The sequence below is a fragment of the Streptomyces sp. NPDC057697 genome, from assembly GCF_042799335.1.
Lineage (GTDB): Bacteria > Actinomycetota > Actinomycetes > Streptomycetales > Streptomycetaceae > Streptomyces.
In genome coordinates, this window is sequence record NZ_JBHVJA010000002.1 from 203,506 (window position 1) to 220,096 (window position 16,591).

The 16,591-nt window shown below is 73.0% G+C and carries 11 protein-coding genes; 7 read left to right on the forward strand and 4 right to left on the reverse strand.

The window, feature by feature from the left end; translation table 11 throughout:
- Window positions 1–4 precede the first annotated feature (4 nt).
- The gene (locus tag ACFVFH_RS06105; RefSeq protein ID WP_123461123.1) at window positions 5–1,129 is read left to right on the forward strand and encodes a GuaB3 family IMP dehydrogenase-related protein; all 1,125 of its coding nucleotides are present in this window, start codon (window positions 5–7) and stop codon (window positions 1,127–1,129) included.
- 73 nt (window positions 1,130–1,202) lie between these two features.
- Here ACFVFH_RS06105 and ACFVFH_RS06110 read toward each other — a convergent pair whose 3' ends face one another.
- Window positions 1,203–1,778, reverse strand: a complete 576-nt coding sequence (locus ACFVFH_RS06110) for a hypothetical protein (RefSeq protein WP_383764037.1) — start codon at window positions 1,776–1,778, stop codon at window positions 1,203–1,205.
- Window positions 1,779–1,884: 106 nt separating this feature from the next.
- The gene (locus ACFVFH_RS06115; RefSeq protein WP_383764040.1) at window positions 1,885–3,147 is read right to left on the reverse strand and encodes a nucleotide sugar dehydrogenase; all 1,263 of its coding nucleotides are present in this window, start codon (window positions 3,145–3,147) and stop codon (window positions 1,885–1,887) included.
- Window positions 3,148–3,405: 258 nt separating this feature from the next.
- On the opposite strand from ACFVFH_RS06115, the gene ACFVFH_RS06120 reads away from it, so the two are divergent.
- Window positions 3,406–5,112 (forward strand): glycerol-3-phosphate dehydrogenase/oxidase, encoded by a 1,707-nt coding sequence (locus ACFVFH_RS06120; RefSeq protein ID WP_383764043.1) that lies wholly within the window; start codon window positions 3,406–3,408, stop codon window positions 5,110–5,112.
- 36 nt (window positions 5,113–5,148) lie between these two features.
- Here the strand turns inward: ACFVFH_RS06120 and ACFVFH_RS06125 are convergent, their stop codons facing one another.
- A complete protein-coding gene (locus ACFVFH_RS06125; protein ID WP_383764046.1) occupies window positions 5,149–6,240 on the reverse strand; it encodes a serine hydrolase domain-containing protein in 1,092 nt (363 codons plus the stop codon).
- Window positions 6,241–6,359: 119 nt separating this feature from the next.
- On the opposite strand from ACFVFH_RS06125, the gene ACFVFH_RS06130 reads away from it, so the two are divergent.
- Window positions 6,360–8,297: a protein kinase gene (locus ACFVFH_RS06130; RefSeq protein WP_383764049.1), complete on the forward strand. Its 1,938-nt coding sequence runs from the start codon at window positions 6,360–6,362 to the stop codon at window positions 8,295–8,297.
- Between the two features lie 10 nt (window positions 8,298–8,307).
- Complete coding sequence (locus ACFVFH_RS06135) at window positions 8,308–9,243, forward strand: hypothetical protein (RefSeq protein ID WP_383764052.1); 936 nt, start codon at window positions 8,308–8,310, stop codon at window positions 9,241–9,243.
- 112 nt (window positions 9,244–9,355) lie between these two features.
- On the opposite strand, the gene ACFVFH_RS06140 is transcribed toward ACFVFH_RS06135, so the two are convergent.
- On the reverse strand, window positions 9,356–9,832 hold the full coding sequence (locus ACFVFH_RS06140; RefSeq protein WP_383764055.1) for a hypothetical protein: 477 nt from the start codon (window positions 9,830–9,832) through the stop codon (window positions 9,356–9,358).
- Between the two features lie 272 nt (window positions 9,833–10,104).
- Between ACFVFH_RS06140 and ACFVFH_RS06145 the strand changes: the two genes are divergently transcribed.
- From ACFVFH_RS06145 to ACFVFH_RS06155, 3 genes are all read left to right on the forward strand, one after another.
- Complete coding sequence (locus ACFVFH_RS06145) at window positions 10,105–12,975, forward strand: protein kinase (protein WP_383764058.1); 2,871 nt, start codon at window positions 10,105–10,107, stop codon at window positions 12,973–12,975.
- 130 nt (window positions 12,976–13,105) lie between these two features.
- Window positions 13,106–14,779: a serine/threonine-protein kinase gene (locus ACFVFH_RS06150; RefSeq protein WP_383764060.1), complete on the forward strand. Its 1,674-nt coding sequence runs from the start codon at window positions 13,106–13,108 to the stop codon at window positions 14,777–14,779.
- A 140-nt stretch (window positions 14,780–14,919) separates the two neighbouring features.
- Window positions 14,920–16,548: a succinic semialdehyde dehydrogenase gene (locus ACFVFH_RS06155; protein ID WP_383764063.1), complete on the forward strand. Its 1,629-nt coding sequence runs from the start codon at window positions 14,920–14,922 to the stop codon at window positions 16,546–16,548.
- The last annotated feature ends 43 nt before the right edge of the window (window positions 16,549–16,591 follow it).

Below are 16,591 nucleotides of genomic sequence, written 5' to 3' on the forward strand. Positions count from 1 at the left end.
CATCGTGACTGAGATCGAGATCGGGCGCGGCAAGCGCGGCCGCCGGGCGTACGCATTCGACGACATCGCCGTCGTTCCGAGCCGCCGTACCCGCGACCCGAAGGAGGTCTCGATCGCCTGGCAGATCGACGCCTACCGATTCGAGCTGCCGTTCCTGGCCGCTCCCATGGACTCCGTGGTCTCCCCGCAGCACGCCATCCGCATCGGTGAGCTCGGCGGCCTCGGCGTCCTCAACCTGGAAGGGCTGTGGACCCGGCACGCCGACCCCCAGCCGCTGCTCGACGAGATCGCCGAGATGCCCGTCGAGTCGGCCACCCGCCGCCTCCAGGAGATCTACTCCGCCCCGATCCAGGAGGAGCTGATCGGCCGGCGCATCAAGGAGGTGCGCGACTCCGGCGTCGTCACCGCCGCCGCGCTCTCCCCGCAGCGCACCGCGCAGTTCTCCAAGGCCGTCGTCGACGCGGGCGTGGACATCTTCGTCATCCGCGGTACGACGGTCTCCGCCGAGCACGTCTCGGGCGCCGCCGAGCCGCTCAACCTCAAGCAGTTCATCTACGAGCTGGACGTCCCGGTGATCGTCGGCGGCTGCGCCACGTACACCGCCGCGCTGCACCTGATGCGCACCGGCGCCGCCGGTGTGCTCGTCGGCTTCGGCGGCGGCGCCGCGCACACCACGCGCAACGTCTTCGGCATCCAGGTCCCGATGGCGACCGCGGTCGCCGATGTGGCCGGTGCCCGCCGGGACTACATGGACGAGTCCGGCGGCCGGTACGTGCACGTGATCGCGGACGGCGGCGTCGGCTGGTCCGGCGACCTGCCCAAGGCCATCGCCTGTGGTGCGGACGCCGTGATGATGGGCTCCCCGCTGGCCCGCGCGACGGACGCGCCCGGCCGCGGCCGGCACTGGGGCATGGAGGCCGTCCACGAGGACGTGCCGCGCGGCAAGCTGGTGGACCTGGGCTCGGTCGGCACCACCGAGGAGGTCCTGACCGGTCCCTCGCACACCCCCGACGGTTCGATGAACATCTTCGGGGCGCTGCGCCGGGCGATGGCGACCACGGGCTACAGCGACCTCAAGGAGTTCCAGCGCGTCGAGGTCACGGTGGCGGACTCGCAGCACCGCCGCTGAACACCCCGGACATGACGGGAGGGCCCGGAACCGCAGGCGCGGTCCGGGCCCTCCCGTGTGTCGCGGTCCGCGATCAGGCGGCGGCCTTCTTGGCGCCGGAGAACGCGGCGACGGCCGCGATGACGAAGAAGACGTACGTGAGGAAGTTGGAGTCGGCCTTCCATCCCTCGTTCAGCAGGCTGAAGTGGTCGAAGAACAGCTCGGAGACGGTGACCGGAAGCTCCTTGGCCGCGATCATCGCCTCGCCGAGCAGCTGGCCGAAGTAGACGGCGACCAGGGCGAGCACGGCGCTGACGACCGGCAGCACGGGGTTGCGGCCGCCGAGCTTGCCGGAGGCGAAGCCGACGACGAAGCCGACGCCCACGGCCGCGTAGCCGATCTCGTGCTTGGTGGCGCCGATGATGGCCCCGTAGATGCCGGCGGCGACCACGGCCGCGACGACGGCGGCGACCAGGCCGAGGGCGATGTTGTCGCGCGCGGGGGCCGGCGGGGCGAACGGCGCGCCGCCGAACGGGGCGCCGGGCTGCTGGCCGGCGAAGGGGTTGCCGGTCGGGGCGCCGCCGGGCTGCTGGCCCGCGAACGGGTTGCCGCCGGGCTGGGCGTTGTACGGCTGCTGCGGCTGGTCCGACGGCGGCACGGGCTGGCTCATGGAGATATCCCCCCTGGGACGGATACGCACGATTGTGCGAGAAGTGACGCCGCAGGCTAGCAGCAGCCTGTGACATCTCCCACCGAAATCCCCGGGGCGAAGGACCTCACAGCCGGTGCGCGGCCCCCGCCGGGGTGGCGCCCCGGGTGTCCAGGAGGAGCTGGGCCTTCACCGCGAGGCCCTGGAGGTCGTACGTACGGTGGTGCTGGAGCAGCACCGTGAGGTCGGCGCCGGCCGCCGCCTCGTACAGCGAGTCGGCGCGCGGCACCGGGAGTTCGCGTACCCGCCAGTCCAGGACGTGCGGGTCGTGGTATCCGATCTGGGCGCCCATGTCCATCAGCCTGCTCGCGATCTCCCGGGCCGGGGAGCTCTCCTGGTCGGCGAGGTCGGGCTTGTAGGTGACCCCGAGCAGCAACACCCGGGCGCCGCGCACGGATTTGCCGTGCTCGTTCAGCAGGGTGGCGCAGCGCTGGATCACGTACTGCGGCATCCGGTCGTTGATCTCCTGGGCGAGCGAGACCATCCGCAGCGGGTGGCCGGGGGTGCGGCTGTGGTACGGGAGGTAGCCCGGGTCGACGGGTGCGCCGTGGCCGCCGACGCCGGGGCCGGGGCGGAAGGGCTGGAAGCCGAAGGGCTTGGTCTCGGCGCACCGGATGACGTCCCACAGGTCGACGCCGAGGTCGTGGCAGAGCACCGCCATCTCGTTGACCAGGGCGATGTTGACATGCCGGAAGTTGGTCTCCAGGACCTTGGTCATCTCGGCCTCGCGCGGCCCGCGGGCCCGGACGACCTTGTCGGTGAGCCGTCCGTAGAAGGCGGCGGCCGATTCGGTGCAGGCGGGGGTGAGGCCGCCGATGACCTTGGGGGTGTTGGCGTAGACGTGGGTGCGGTTGCCGGGGTCGAGGCGGCTGGGGGAGCAGGCCAGATGGAAGTCGCGGCCGGCGCGCAGCCCCGAGCCCTCTTCGAGCAGCGGCAGCAGGTGGTTCTCGGTGGTGCCCGGCGGCACGGCCGACTCCAGCAGGACGGTGGTGTGCGGGCGCAGCCGGGCGGCGAGCGCGCGGGCCGCGTCGCCGACGGCGGTCAGGTCGAGGGTGCGGTCGGCGCCGAGCGGGGTGGGCGCGCAGATCACCGCGGTACGGACCCGGCCCAGTTCGGCCGGGTCGGTGGTGGGCCGGAAGCCCCCCGAGAGCATCCGGCGGACGTCCGAGGCGGAGAGCGAACCCTCGACGGGGGTGCGGCCCGCGGAGAGTTCCGTGCAGGCGCGTGGGTCGGTGTCGTAGCCGACGGTCTGCACGCCCGCGGCCACGGCGGCCTGGGCGAGCGGCAGGCCGAGGTGGCCGAGTCCGATGACGGCGAGGTCTGCGGGCATGTGGAGGGGCCGTCCTTCCCGGTCGGTCCAGACCATGAGGGCAGAAAGCGCAACCGCTGTGGACAGCGCAATGTCACACTAGGCTTAAATATGACCTATATGTCGCATTGTGGGCCTCCTGTCGACCTGGTGTTGTCCACAGGCGGTGGCCGAAGTCGTGGACGGCGGACAGAATCGAGAGGTGGGCGCGGGCCGCCCCGGCCGCCGGGCCGGAGGGCGTCCTGTGCCGGACCACCCCGATCTACCCGGGAGGCAGCGGTGAGGACAGCGACACTGGGACCTGCGGAGCGCGCCGAGGCGCTGGCCGCGATGGCCGAGCGCGAACTGGACGTGCTGGTCGTGGGAGCGGGCGTGGTCGGCGCCGGTACGGCGCTGGACGCGGCGACGAGAGGTCTCTCGACCGGCCTGGTCGAGGCCCGCGACTGGGCGTCCGGCACGTCGAGCAGGTCGAGCAAGCTGATCCACGGCGGGCTGCGGTATCTGGAGATGCTCGACTTCGCGCTCGTCCGGGAGGCGCTGAAGGAACGCGGGCTGCTCCTGGAGCGGCTGGCCCCGCACCTGGTGAAGCCGGTGCCGTTCCTCTATCCGTTGCGGCACAAGGGCTGGGAGCGGCTCTACGCGGGCTCCGGAGTGGCGCTCTACGACGCGATGTCGGTCTCCTCGGGCCACGGCCGGGGCCTTCCCGTGCACCGCCACCTCTCCCGCGGCCGCGCCCTGCGCGTCGCCCCGGCGCTGAAGAAGGACGCCCTGGTCGGGGCCCTCCAGTACTACGACGCGCAGATGGACGACGCCCGCTACGTGGCCACCCTGGTGCGCACCGCCGCGGGCTACGGCGCGCACGTGGCCAACCGCGCCCGGGTGATCGGCTTCCTCCGGGAGGGGGAGCGGGTCGTCGGCGCCCGCGTGGAGGACGTCGAGGCGGGCGGGGAGTACGAGGTCAGGGCCAAGCAGGTGGTCAATGCCACCGGGGTCTGGACGGACGACACCCAGGCGCTGATCGGGGAGCGCGGACAGTTCCACGTCCGGGCCTCCAAGGGCATCCACCTGGTGGTCCCCAAGGACCGCATCCACTCCTCGACCGGCCTGATCCTGCGCACCGAGAAGTCCGTCCTCTTCGTCATCCCGTGGGGACGGCACTGGATCATCGGGACGACGGACACCGACTGGGACCTGGACAAGGCGCACCCGGCGGCGTCCAGCGCCGACATCGACTATCTGCTCGAACACGTCAACTCGGTCCTGGCCACCCCCCTGAGCAGGGACGACGTCCAGGGTGTCTACGCCGGGCTGCGCCCGCTGCTGGCCGGCGAGTCCGACGCCACCAGCAAGCTCTCGCGCGAGCACACGGTGGCGCATCCGCTGCCGGGCCTCGTGGTCGTGGCGGGCGGCAAGTACACGACGTACCGGGTGATGGCGAAGGACGCCGTGGACGAGGCGGTGCACGGCCTGGACCAGCGGGTGGCGGCCTGCGTCACCGAGGAGATCCCGCTGCTGGGCGCGGAGGGCTACCCGGCGCTGTGGAACGCCCGCGCGAGGATCGCGGCCCGCACCGGTCTCCATGTCGCCCGGGTGGAGCATCTGCTCAACCGGTACGGCTCGATGACCGAGCAGATCCTCGAACTGATCCTCGGCGATCCCACGCTGGGCGAGCCGCTGCCCGCGGCGGACGACTATCTGAAGGCCGAGATCGTCTACGCCGCCTCGCACGAGGGCGCCCGGCACCTCGACGACGTCCTGACCCGGCGGACCCGGATCTCCATCGAGACCTTCGACCGGGGCACCCGCAGCGCCAGGCTCTGCGCGGAGCTGATGGCGCCGGTGCTGGGCTGGGACGAGGGCCAGATCGACCGGGAGGTCGAGCACTACGAGAAGCGGGTGCAGGCGGAGCGGGAGTCGCAGCGCCAGCCGGACGACCTCACGGCCGACGCGGCGCGCCTCGGGGCGCCGGACATCGTGCCGATCTGACGGGCCGTCCCGGCGGGGCTCCGTGGGCCGCGGCCCTCAGGGCCCGGGGCGCGACGGTGGCGACGCCTCGCAGAACTCCGCGTCCACGAGCGCGGTTCCGAGGGCCTCCGAGTCGGCCGAGGCGTCCGTGTCGACGCGGTACGTCAGGGTGTGTCCGCCGTCGCGCGTGGCGGCGGTCCGGACGTGACTGCCCGCGATGCGGCCGTTGTGCCCCCAGACGGTGAGGCCGCAGGAGAGCTTCTGCGGGTAGATGCCCAGGCCGTACACGCCGTGCGACGCGCGGGTGTTCAGCAGGGCCGCCTGCTGGGCGGGTGCCAGGAGACGGCCGCCCAGCAGGGCCGCGTAGAAGCGGTTCAGGTCGTCGAGCGTGGAGATCAGTTCGCCGGCCGCGCCCGCCGTGCGCGGGTCGATCGAGGTGGTGTCGCGGAGGCTGCCGTCGGCCGGGTCGCGGGTGTAGCCGCGGCCGTGCGGGGAGGGCAGCGAGGTACGGGCCCCGGGGAGCGAGGTGCCCGTGAGGCGGAGGGGGGTGAGGACGCGGTGGCGGATCTCGGCGGCGTAGGAGTGTCCGGTGACCTTTCGGATGACAAGTCCCAGTACGGCGTAGTCGGTGTTGGAGTAGGCGTAGTGGCCGGGGGTGTTCGTCGGTCGGTGGGCCAGGGCGACGTGGAGCGCCGCGGTGGCGGAGAGGGGGTGGGCCGACGGGTCGGCGGTGTAGTCGTAGAGGCCGCTCGTGTGGCCGAGCAGCGCGCGCAGGGTGATACGGCGGCCGTCGCTCCCGTTGCCGTGCACCAGCCCCGGCAGCAGTCGTTCGACCGGGTCCGACAGGCGCAGCCGGTGTTCCCCGACGAGTTGGAGCACGACCGTGGCGACGAACGTCTTGGTGATGCTGCCCGCGCGGAATCTGTCCGACCGTCGGATACCGGGACCGGCCAAGCGATAGGTGTCGTACGGTGCGGAGGAGACGCGGTGCGCCAGCAGCGCCGCCGCGTGGGCGCCGCCCTCGGTGACGAGCGGGGGAAGACGGGCGGCCGCGGGGTCCGGATGTGGTTCGCTGGACAGCGGCGCCGATCCCAGACCGAACAGGGTCAGCAGCAAAGGGGCGACGAACAGTGCCCTGGGCATCGGCATGGTGGGATTCCCTTTCTCCGGGCACATCATGACGGGCCCGCGGACCCCGCACCACGACCGGTGCCGGGGTGAGGGACAATGAACGCTCTGCCAGGGCGGGTTGATCGCAGAGGGGACGCATGTCGGAGGCGGAGCAGGCACGGGAGCCCCAACGGGACAAGGACGGACGTCTCCTTGCGGGGCGGTACCGGCTCGGGGAGGTGCTCGGCCGGGGCGGTATGGGCACGGTCTGGCGGGCCGTCGACGAGACGCTGGGCCGCACGGTCGCGGTCAAGGAACTGCGGTTCCCCTCGGCCATCGACGACGACGAGAAGCGCCGCCTCATCACGCGCACGCTGCGTGAGGCGAAGGCGATCGCCAGGATCCGCAACAACGGCGCGGTGACCGTCTACGACGTGGTCGACGAGGACGACCGGCCGTGGATCGTGATGGAGCTCATCGAGGGCAAGTCCCTCGCCGAAGCCGTGCGCGAGGACGGCGTGCTGACGCCGAAGCGGGCCGCCGAGGTGGGCCTCGCCATCCTCGACGTGCTGCGTTCGGCGCACCGCGAAGGCATCCTGCACCGCGACGTGAAGCCGTCCAACGTACTGATCGCGGAGGACGGCCGGGTCGTGCTGACCGACTTCGGCATCGCCCAGGTCGAGGGCGACCCGTCGGTCACCTCGACGGGCATGCTCGTCGGCGCCCCCTCCTACATCTCGCCCGAGCGCGCCCGCGGCCACAAGCCGGGGCCGCCCGCCGACCTCTGGTCGCTCGGCGGACTGCTGTACGCGAGCGTCGAGGGCTCCCCGCCGTACGACAAGGGGTCGGCCATCGCCACCCTGACCGCGGTGATGACCGAACCGCTCGACCCGCCGAAGAACGCGGGTCCGCTGAAGGAGGTCATCTACGGCCTGCTCGCCCGGGACCCCGAGCAGCGGCTCGACGACGCGGGCGCCCGCGCCCTGCTCAACGAGGTGATCCACGCCGCCGAGAAGCCGGATCCGGTGGCGCCCCCGCCCGCCGAGGCCACCCAGATCATGGCACTGCCCGGGGCCCCGGCCGGACCCCGCGCCAAGTCGGCGACGCCCTCCGCGGAACAGGGCGAGGGCACACGGGACCGGTTGCGGGGCGCCCTGCGCTCGGTACGGAACGCGAAGGGCGCACCGGCCGCCGCCACCGCCGCCGCCTCGGCCTCCGTGCCGCCCAAGCCCTCCGACTCCCCGTCGACCGGTGGCCCGGCCACTCCCGCGAAGCCCTCCCGGCCCGCGGCCACGGCCTCCGTCGCCGTGCCGCCGCAGCGTCCGGCGGCGTCACCGGCCACCCCGCCCCGGGCCTCCATCACGGACGTGGTGCCGCGCCGCACCCTGGTGATCATCGCGGCCGTGATCGTGCTCGCCGTGCTCGGCACGGTCCTCGCGCTCACGCTCGGCGGCGGCGACGACAACGACGCGAGCAAGGGCGCGGGCAAGGACGACAAGTCCACCTCGGCCGGGGCGTCGACCGGCGGCAGCTCCCCGGAGACCGACAGCGGCAAGGGGAAGGACCAGGGAGCGGAGAAGGGCAAGGACGAGGGAAAGAACCCGAACACTCCGTCGAAACCGGCGAATTCGGCCACGTCGTCCGCCGAGCAGGGGAAGGACGACGAGAAGTCCACCCGCTACGAGCACGCCCAGGGGTTCTCGATCAGTCTGCCGGAGGGCTGGAAGTACCAGTCGACCGGAGCCGCCGGGGCGCGCTTCACCGGTCCGGACGAACAGCGCCTCCTCGTGGGCTGGACCTCCACCCCCAAGAGCGACCCGGTGGCGGACTGGAAGGCCCAGGAGTCCTACATGAGGCGCGGCCACTACGAGCGCCTGCGGATCGACAAGGTCGACTTCCGCGGCTGGAACACCGCCGACTGGGAGTTCACCTACCGGGACGGCGGAGTGAAGTACCACACCGTGGACCGCGGTTTCGTGGTGAACGACCGCCTCGGCTACGGGCTCATGTACACCGCTCGCGCGGCCGACTGGGACGACGGCCTGCGGCGTGCCACCTGGAAGACCCTCGCCGACTCGTTCACGCCCAAGTCGTGAGCCGCTGATCATGACTGAGGGAACGGGGCGCGGTGGAGCGATGGCCGCCGCGGTCGCCGCGGCGGTGGCCGTGGTGGTGCTCGGCGGCTGCACGGCGGACACGTCCGGAGAGACCGCCGGTCCAGAGCCCGCCGGGAAGAGCCCGACGAGGTCCGCGCGGCCCGGTGGGGAGATGCCGGACGGCGACGTGCCCCCGGTGAGGCTGCCCATCGACGCCTACGCGCTGAGCGACGAGGACATGGCGCTGGTCGCGCGGGCCGGGGCGAAGCTCACCCAGGACTGCATGAAGGGGTTCTCGCTCCGGTACGAACCCCCGAAGGCCCCGCAGGACGCCGCCGCGACGGAGAACAGGCGCTACGGGATCTCGGACGCGTCCCTGGCCGCCAGGTACGGCTACCACCTCGCGCCCCACCCCGACACGGCCCCGGGCGGACGGCTCACCGCGGCGCAGAGCATGGTGCTGTCCGGCGAGAAGGAGAACGGCGAGCGCGCGCGGACGTACGACGGAAAGAAGATCCCCGAACACGGCTGTGCCGGTCAGGCGGCGTACCGGACGCGGACGCGCTACCGCGCGGAGGACGCCGCCGCTGTCGCCTCGGACATCGACACACAGAGTTTCCAGACGTCCCTGACGGACGAAAAGGTCGGGGCGGCGGTGAAGGACTGGTCCGCCTGCATGAAGGAGAAGGGCCTGACGTACGGGAGCCCGCTGGAATCCGTGGCGGACCGGGCCTTCACCGGGGCCGGCACGGCGTCCGACAAGGAGCGTGCGGTGGCCGTCGCCGACGTGGACTGCAAGGTCCGCACCGGGCTCGTCGCGCGTTGGATGTCCGCGGAGGCGGCCATCCAGCGGGAGCTGATCCAGAAGCACCGCGCCGTCCTCGGCCGGCTCAAGGACGCGCAGCGGCAGGAGACCGGCTTCGCCCGGCAGGTCCTCCGGGACTGAGACGACGTCCCTCGCCGGCCGCCGTCGGGCCGAAGTGCCGCACCGCGCCCGGTGAGGGCTCCCGCCCCGGCAGGGGGCGGGAGCCGTTCACGAGGCCGTCATGGCGCCGGGGTCACCACCACGACTTGCACCCGGACGGGAGCTTGGGCAGAACGTACGGGTAGAAGCGCAGCGAGGCGTTGTTGTTGTACGTCTTGGCGAGCTTCGGCGCGGACGCGACGCTGTTCTCCATTCCCCCGAAGAGGTCGCAGGGGCCCGCGTACCCGCTGTTGAAGAAGATCGCCCCGTAGCTGACCTGCGAGCTGTTGTGGGCACGGAACTTGGCGGACGCCGCCTGGTTCTTGACCTTCAGGCCCTTGCCCGCGCCCGCCGTGGTGAAGTTGAAATCACCCAGGTTGGGGATGTCGCCGGAGGCGATGAACGCGGAACCGCCGTAGTTGCTGTTGTAGTAGAAGACCATGCATGTCTTGTGGATGCTGCTGCAGTTGCCGGTGTCGACGGCCGCGGCGGGGCCGGCGGTGGCTGCTACGCCGCCCAGGGACAGGGCGATCGTGCTCGCGGCCAGGGCGACTCGTCTGCCAGTGTTCAACGCAACTCCTGGGTCCCGTGTGCACAGATGTACACAGCCTCGTTGTCTGAAACTTCACCCTAGACCACATGTCGGACACTCCTACTGGGCCTCGCCGCACGGGACTTGACGCGCGCAGTGCGGTACGCGCACGGCCGATGCGTCCGTCAGATCTCCCATCCCCGTGCCCCGTCCCTTTCGAGCACGTATCGTGAGTGGTGGCATTCCTGGGGTGTGCGCAAGGGACCGGGCACGGTGGCGAGGCGACCGATGGGTCCGTCGGGGGAGGCGTCGTGGACGACTACGCGGGTCGGGTGCTTGCCGACCGCTACCGCCTTCCGCTGTCCTCCGCCGATGAGTACGAACCGGTCCAGACCCGGGCGTTCGACACGTACAGCGGACAGGAAGTCCTGGTCCGGCAGGTGCCGTTGCCCGAGGTGGTGGATGCCGAGGTGCTCGACCCCGGCGATCCGGTCCCGGCGTCCCGCCGGACCACCGGACGGGCGGGGCGCGCACCCGCCGACCCGGCCGTCCGGCGCGCGGTGGAAGCGGCGCAGGCGGCCGCCCAGGTGCCCGACCACCCCCGGCTCGACCAGGTCTTCGACGTGTTCGCCGAGGCGGGGTCGCTCTGGATCGTGAGCGAGTTCGTCGCGGCCCGCCCGCTCGCCGCGCTGCTCGCCGACCGCCCGCTCAACCCGTTCCGGGCCGCCGAGATCGGCTCCGACGTGCTGGCCGCGCTGCGGGTGCTGCACGCCCACGGCTGGACCCACCGGAACATCACCGTCCGCACGGTGCTGATCTGCGACGACGGCCGCGTCGTGCTGACCGGGCTGGCGGCCGGTGCGGCGGAGGAGGCGCTCTGCGGGTACGTCCCGACACCGCGGCCCGACGAGGACGAGGACGGGCACGGCGGCGGGTTCGGCGACGAGGACGGGTTCGGGCCACCGGCGCCCGGCGCGGATCCGGCGGGCGTGTTCGCCCCGCCCCGGCCCGCCGCCCCGCCCCCGCCGCTCCTGCCGCCGAGCCCCGCACCACCGGCCGAGGTGCCGGCCGCGCGGGTTCCTGCGGCGATCGAGACGGCCCGGGTGACGGAGGACCGCCACGGCGACGGGGCGTACGACGACGGCGACGGCGATGCGTACGGGGACGGCTTCCCGTACGGCGGTGGCCGCCGCCCGGACGACCGCCACGGCGACCACCCGGACGACCACCACGAAGACGGTGAGGACCCGGACGACCGCTCGGGCCCGGCCGGCCGTTCCGGCGACCGCTTCCGGCGCGATGTCCCTCGCGACGGCACGGCGGACGCCGCGCACCTGCGGGCCGAGCGCGCCGGAGCCATCGCCGCCTACCGGGAGGGCGCCCGCGCCGCCGCACGCGTCAGCGAGGACCGCCGCCGCGCCGGGGCGGGGAGCGTGGAGGACACCGGCAGCCTGCCCCTCCAGCGTTCCGCGCGGCCGGAGGAGACCGGCCCGCCCGCTCCCCGGAGCCACGCCACCGACGACCCGTACGCCGACGACCCGTACGCCGAGGACGCGCACGCCCGCTCCCCGTACGCCGACGCGTCCCGTGACGACCGGGACGACGACGAGGGCGACGAGGACGGTCCGCCGCCCGCGCGGCGGCTGCATCTCACCGGTTCCTGGAGCGACGGCCCCACGTCCGGGCGGCCCGTCCCCGCCGGAGGCTCGGACGCCCGGCGCGGCGGCCCCCCGGCACTTCCCGCGCCCCGCTCCGGCGGGCAGCCGGGGCCGGGCCGCTGGGACGAGGGCGCCGGGAGCGCGGACACGGACTCCGTCTACCGCGGCCCGGAGACCCCCCTCGCCGCCGAGCGCGCCCGGCAGGCCCGGATCGCCGTGGTCGGCGCGGTCACCGAGCGCTGGGCGCCGGAGCAGGCCGGCCCCGTCCACGAGAACTGGCGGCTGGCGCCCCCGATCGGCCCCGCCACCGACCTCTGGGCGCTGGGCGCCCTGCTCTACCGCGCAGTCCAGGGCCACGCCCCGTACCCCGAGGAGAACGCCGCCGAGCTGGTCCAGATGGTCTGCGGCGAGCCGCCCGCCTTCGCCGAGGAGTGCGGCCCGCTGCGCCCCGTCGTCGAGTCCCTGCTGCGTCAGGACCCCACCGAGCGGCCGGACTTCGAGGAGCTGAGCGGCTGGCTGCGCTCCCTGGTGCGCTCGGCGCCGGAGCCCGAGGCCGGTCTGGACGTCGTGCCCCTGCCGTCCGCCGACACCGCCCGGCTCCCCGTCGTACGCCGCAGGGGAGAGCTGGTCCGCAGACGGCGCGGCAGGAACGCGTCCCACGGCCGCCACCGCCACACCAAGGACCGGCAGGACCGGCCCGTCGCGGAGCGGGGTTTCCAGGCCCCGGTGTCCCAGGAACCCCAAGCCCCTTTGCCGCCCGCCAGGGCGCCCAGACCGCCGCGCGAGCCCAAGGGGCCCAAGGCGCTGCGCACCCCGCCCCGCCCCCGCGACGACGGCGAGCGGCGGGCGCCGCGGCGGCTGGGGCGGCTGCTCCTGGTGCTGATCCTGCTGGCCCTCGCCGCGGCCGTCGCGTACGCCGTGATGTTCCTGCCCAAGTCCGGCGACCGGGAGGGCGCCCGCTCCACGGGCCCGGGTGCGTCGGTGTCCGGTGCGCCGGATTCCGGCAGCGGCGCGTCCTCGGGGTCCTCCGGTGCGCAGCAGCCGCAGACCAGCCGCTCCGCCGTCGCGCTCGCCCCCGGCTACACCCTGCGCAAGGACGCGGAGGGCTTCGAGGTCGGTGCGCCCAAGGGCTGGCGGCGTACCCCCGCCAACGCGGACCGTCAGATCCGCTACGGCAGCGACGGCTTCAGCCTGCTGATCGTCCCCGGGCGCGACACGGTCGCGGCCAAGGGCGACGACCCGCTGGCGTACCAGGCCGACAAGGAACTGGAGTTGCAGCAGTTCCGCGACTCCACCTGGTCCGGGTCGAGCGGGCTGCGCCGGATCGACGTGGGGCGACAGGCCATGGCGGAGGGCCAGTTCACCTGGCAGGACGCGTCGGGACGCCAGGTCTACGCCCGCAATCTGGTGATGGTCGTGGGCGGCCGCTACCACGTCATCCAGGTCATCGGCCCGGAGAACCGGCGCGACAAGGTTTCGGACATCTACGAACAAGCCATCTCCTCCTACCGTGTGACGCCGTGAACCCTCTGGGTGAATCCACCCCCCGGTGACGGAGCGACAAGCATCACAGTGCGGTCTCGTGGGGGGTGCGAGGTTCCGTGGCCGTGCATCCCCTCCGTAATCTGGCACCCGAGGAACGGGGCGGGGATACGTGGATCGATCACAGGGAACGGACGCGGGACTGGTGCTGGCCGGCAGGTACCGGCTGGGCGAGGTCCTCGGGCGCGGCGGCATGGGCAAGGTCTGGCGCGCCCACGACGAGGTGCTGCACCGTACGGTCGCGGTCAAGGAGTTGACCGCCGGTCTCTATGTCGCCGAGGCCGATCGGATCGTGCTGCACGCCCGCACACAGAAGGAGGCCCGCGCGGCCGCCCGGATCACACACCCGGGCGTGGTCACGGTGCACGACGTGATCGAGTACGACAACCGGCCCTGGATCGTCATGCAGTACGTCGACGGTCCGTCCCTCGCCGACGCCGCGAAGGAGTCCGGTGAGATCGAGCCCCGCGAGGCCGCCAGGATCGGCCTCCACGTGCTGAGCGCCCTGCGCGCCGCCCACGGGGCGGGGGTCCTGCACCGGGACGTGAAGCCGGGCAACGTGCTCCTCGCCAAGGACGGCCAGGTGCTGCTCACCGACTTCGGGATCGCCGCCATCGAGGGCGACTCGACCATCACCCGGACCGGTGAGCTGGTCGGCTCCATCGACTACCTGGCACCCGAGCGGGTCCGCGGCGGCGACCCCGGGCCGGCCTCCGACCTGTGGTCGCTCGGCGCCACGCTCTACACCGCCGTCGAGGGGCGCTCGCCGTTCCGCCGCACCTCCCCGATCTCCACCATGCAGGCCGTCGTGGCCGAGGAGCCCCCGCCGCCCGCCAAGGCGGGTCCGCTGACCTCCGTGATCACCGCGCTGCTGCGCAAGGAGCCGGAGGAGCGCCCGACGGCCGCGGAGACGGAACGGATGCTGCTGGACGCCATGGAGGGCCGCGCGCCCGTGGCGGCGCAGGCGTACGTGCCGACGCAGCGGGTCCCCGACGAGGTCATACGCTCCCTGGACGGGGACGGCCCGGCCGCGCCCGGAACCACCCGGATGCCCCACCCGGCGGCATCGGACCCGGCCCCGGCACCGGCGGCCGCACCGGTGCCCGCACCGCCCGCCCGGCGCAGCCGCTGGCGCACCGTGGTCCTGGTCATCGCCGCCGCGGCCCTGGTCGGCGGCGGCGCGGGAGTCGCCGCGATGAAGTACGGGGACCGGACGGGCGACGCCGCGGGCGAGGAAACGGCCAGGCACACGAACGCCGCCCCCGAGAAGCCCGGCACCACGCCCTCGCCGGAGTCGGAGAAGCCCGACAAGCCCGTGAAGGAGGTGCCCGACGGCTGGCACCGGGTGAACGATCCCGAGGGCTTCAGCCTGGTGGTGCCCGACGGCTGGGAGCGCCGGGCGGACGGCAACCAGGTCGACTACACCCCGGACGACGGCGTGCACTACATCCGGATCAGCAACGACCCGGACCCCGACTTCGACAACCCGTACATGCACATGCTGAGCCTGGAGAAGCAGCTCGCCGAACGGCTGCCCGGCTACCAGCGCAAGACGCTGCACTCCAACACGTACCGGGACCGGCCCGGCTCGCTCTGGGAGTTCACCTGGACCGAGACCAAGAACCACCCGGGCCCGCGCCACGCCATCGACCAGATGTACTTCGGCGAGGAGGGCGGTCCGGAGTACGCGCTGTACATGACGGGACCGGCGGACGACTGGGACACGACCCGGTCGCAGTTCGACACGATGCTGCGCGGATGGCGGGCGCCCGACAGCTCCGGATGAGGTCCGCCGGGCCGTGCCGCAGGGGAAGGGCTCCTGATCAGGGGCTTTGTTGCCAGTGAACGCTGGCTTGTTTGTGGGGAGTGTGAAAACCCGTTACCCACGGGTACCCAAAGTGTGCGGCTGGACGTACTCTCGCCCTCATGACGGACTCGCAGGCGCCCACGTCCACCTCCGCAGCCCCGCTCGGCACCAACCCGGTGGCCGCCGCCCCCGCGGGGGCGCGCACCGCCGCCGATGTGGTGACGCCCGAGGTGGTCGCCCAGCTGACCCGGGGAGTGGCCGGATCGGGCCGCACGGCCAACCACACCCCCTTCACCGGGGAGAAGCTGGCCGACCTGCCGGAGTCCACCCCCGAGGACGTGGCGGGCGCCTTCGAGCGGGCCCGCGCCGCGCAGCCCGCCTGGGCCGCCACCCCCGTCCGCGCGCGCGCCGCCGTACTGCTCCGCTTCCACGACCTGGTGCTCGGCCGCCAGGCCGAGGTGCTCGACCTCATCCAGCTGGAGACCGGCAAGGCCCGGCTGCACGCCCACGAGGAGGTGCAGGCCGTCGCCGTCGCGGCCCGCCACTACGGGCGCAGGGCCGCCGCGTATCTGAAGCCGAAGCGGCACACCGGGGTCGTCCCGACCCTCACCAAGGTCACCGAGCTGCGCCAGCCGCGCGGCGTCATCGGGCAGATCGCGCCGTGGAACTACCCGCTCGAACTGTCCGTCGGCGACGCGCTGCCCGCGTTCGTCTCCGGCAACGCCGTGGTGATGAAGCCCGACACGGAGACCGCGCTGACCGCGCTCTGGGCCCGGGACCTGCTGATCGAGGCCGGACTGCCCGCCGAGGTCTTCCAGGTCGTGCTCGGTGAGGGCCCCGTCGTCGGCCCCGAGGTCGTCAAGCACGCCGACTACGTCTCGTTCACCGGCTCCACCCGCACCGGCCGCGAGGTCGCCCAGGGCGCGGCGGCCCGGCTCGTCGGCGTCTCGCTGGAGCTCGGCGGCAAGAACGCCATGCTGGTCCTGAAGGACGCCGACGTGGAGAAGGCCGCCGCGGGCGCCGTCCGCGCCTGTTTCTCCTCCGCGGGCCAGCTCTGCATCTCCATCGAGCGGCTGTACGTCCACGAGTCGATCGCCGACGACTTCGTGGCCCGCTTCGCCGCCCGTACGAAGGCCATGCGGCTCGGCAGCTCCCTCGCCTACGGGGCCGACATGGGCTCGCTGGTCGGCGAACGCCAGCTGGAGACCGTCACCCGGCATGTGGCGGAGGCCGTCGAGAAGGGCGCCGTGCTCGTCGCGGGCGGCGTCGCCCGCCCCGACATCGGCCCGCTGTTCTACGAGCCGACCATCCTCGACGGCGTCGAGGCGCCGATGGCCGTGTGCGGCGAGGAGACCTTCGGCCCGGTCGTCTCCATCTACCGCTTCACCGACGAGGACGAGGTCGTCGCCCTCGCCAACGCCACCCCGTACGGCCTGAACTCCAGCGTCTGGACCAAGGACTCCCGGCGCGGCCACCGGGTCGCCGCCCGGCTGCGGACCGGCACGGTCAACATCAACGAGGGGTACGCCCCCGCGTACGGCAGCGTGCAGTCCCCGATGGGCGGCATGAAGGACTCCGGCCTCGGCCGCCGGCACGGCTCGGAGGGCATCCTCAAGTACACCGAGGCGCAGACCGTCGCCCAGCAGCGGCTGATCCCGCTCGCCCCGTCCTTCGGCATGGACGACGAGAAGTACGCGGCGTTCATGAGCGTCAGCCTCAAGGCGATGAAGGCGTTCCGCCTGCGCTGACCCCGGTCGTACCCGCAGCACCTTCCGCCCGTTCCGCACCGAG

Excerpts from the sequence above, each read along its gene's own strand:
- ACFVFH_RS06125 (WP_383764046.1), bottom strand. The coding sequence starts at position 6,240 with ATGCCGATGCCCAGGGCACTGTTCGTCGCCCCTTTGCTGCTGACCCTG.
- ACFVFH_RS06155 (WP_383764063.1), top strand. The coding sequence starts at position 14,920 with ATGACGGACTCGCAGGCGCCCACGTCCACCTCCGCAGCCCCGCTCGGC.
- ACFVFH_RS06110 (WP_383764037.1), bottom strand. The coding sequence starts at position 1,778 with ATGAGCCAGCCCGTGCCGCCGTCGGACCAGCCGCAGCAGCCGTACAAC.
- ACFVFH_RS06115 (WP_383764040.1), bottom strand. The coding sequence starts at position 3,147 with ATGCCCGCAGACCTCGCCGTCATCGGACTCGGCCACCTCGGCCTGCCG.
- ACFVFH_RS06135 (WP_383764052.1), top strand. The coding sequence starts at position 8,308 with ATGACTGAGGGAACGGGGCGCGGTGGAGCGATGGCCGCCGCGGTCGCC.
- ACFVFH_RS06130 (WP_383764049.1), top strand. The coding sequence starts at position 6,360 with ATGTCGGAGGCGGAGCAGGCACGGGAGCCCCAACGGGACAAGGACGGA.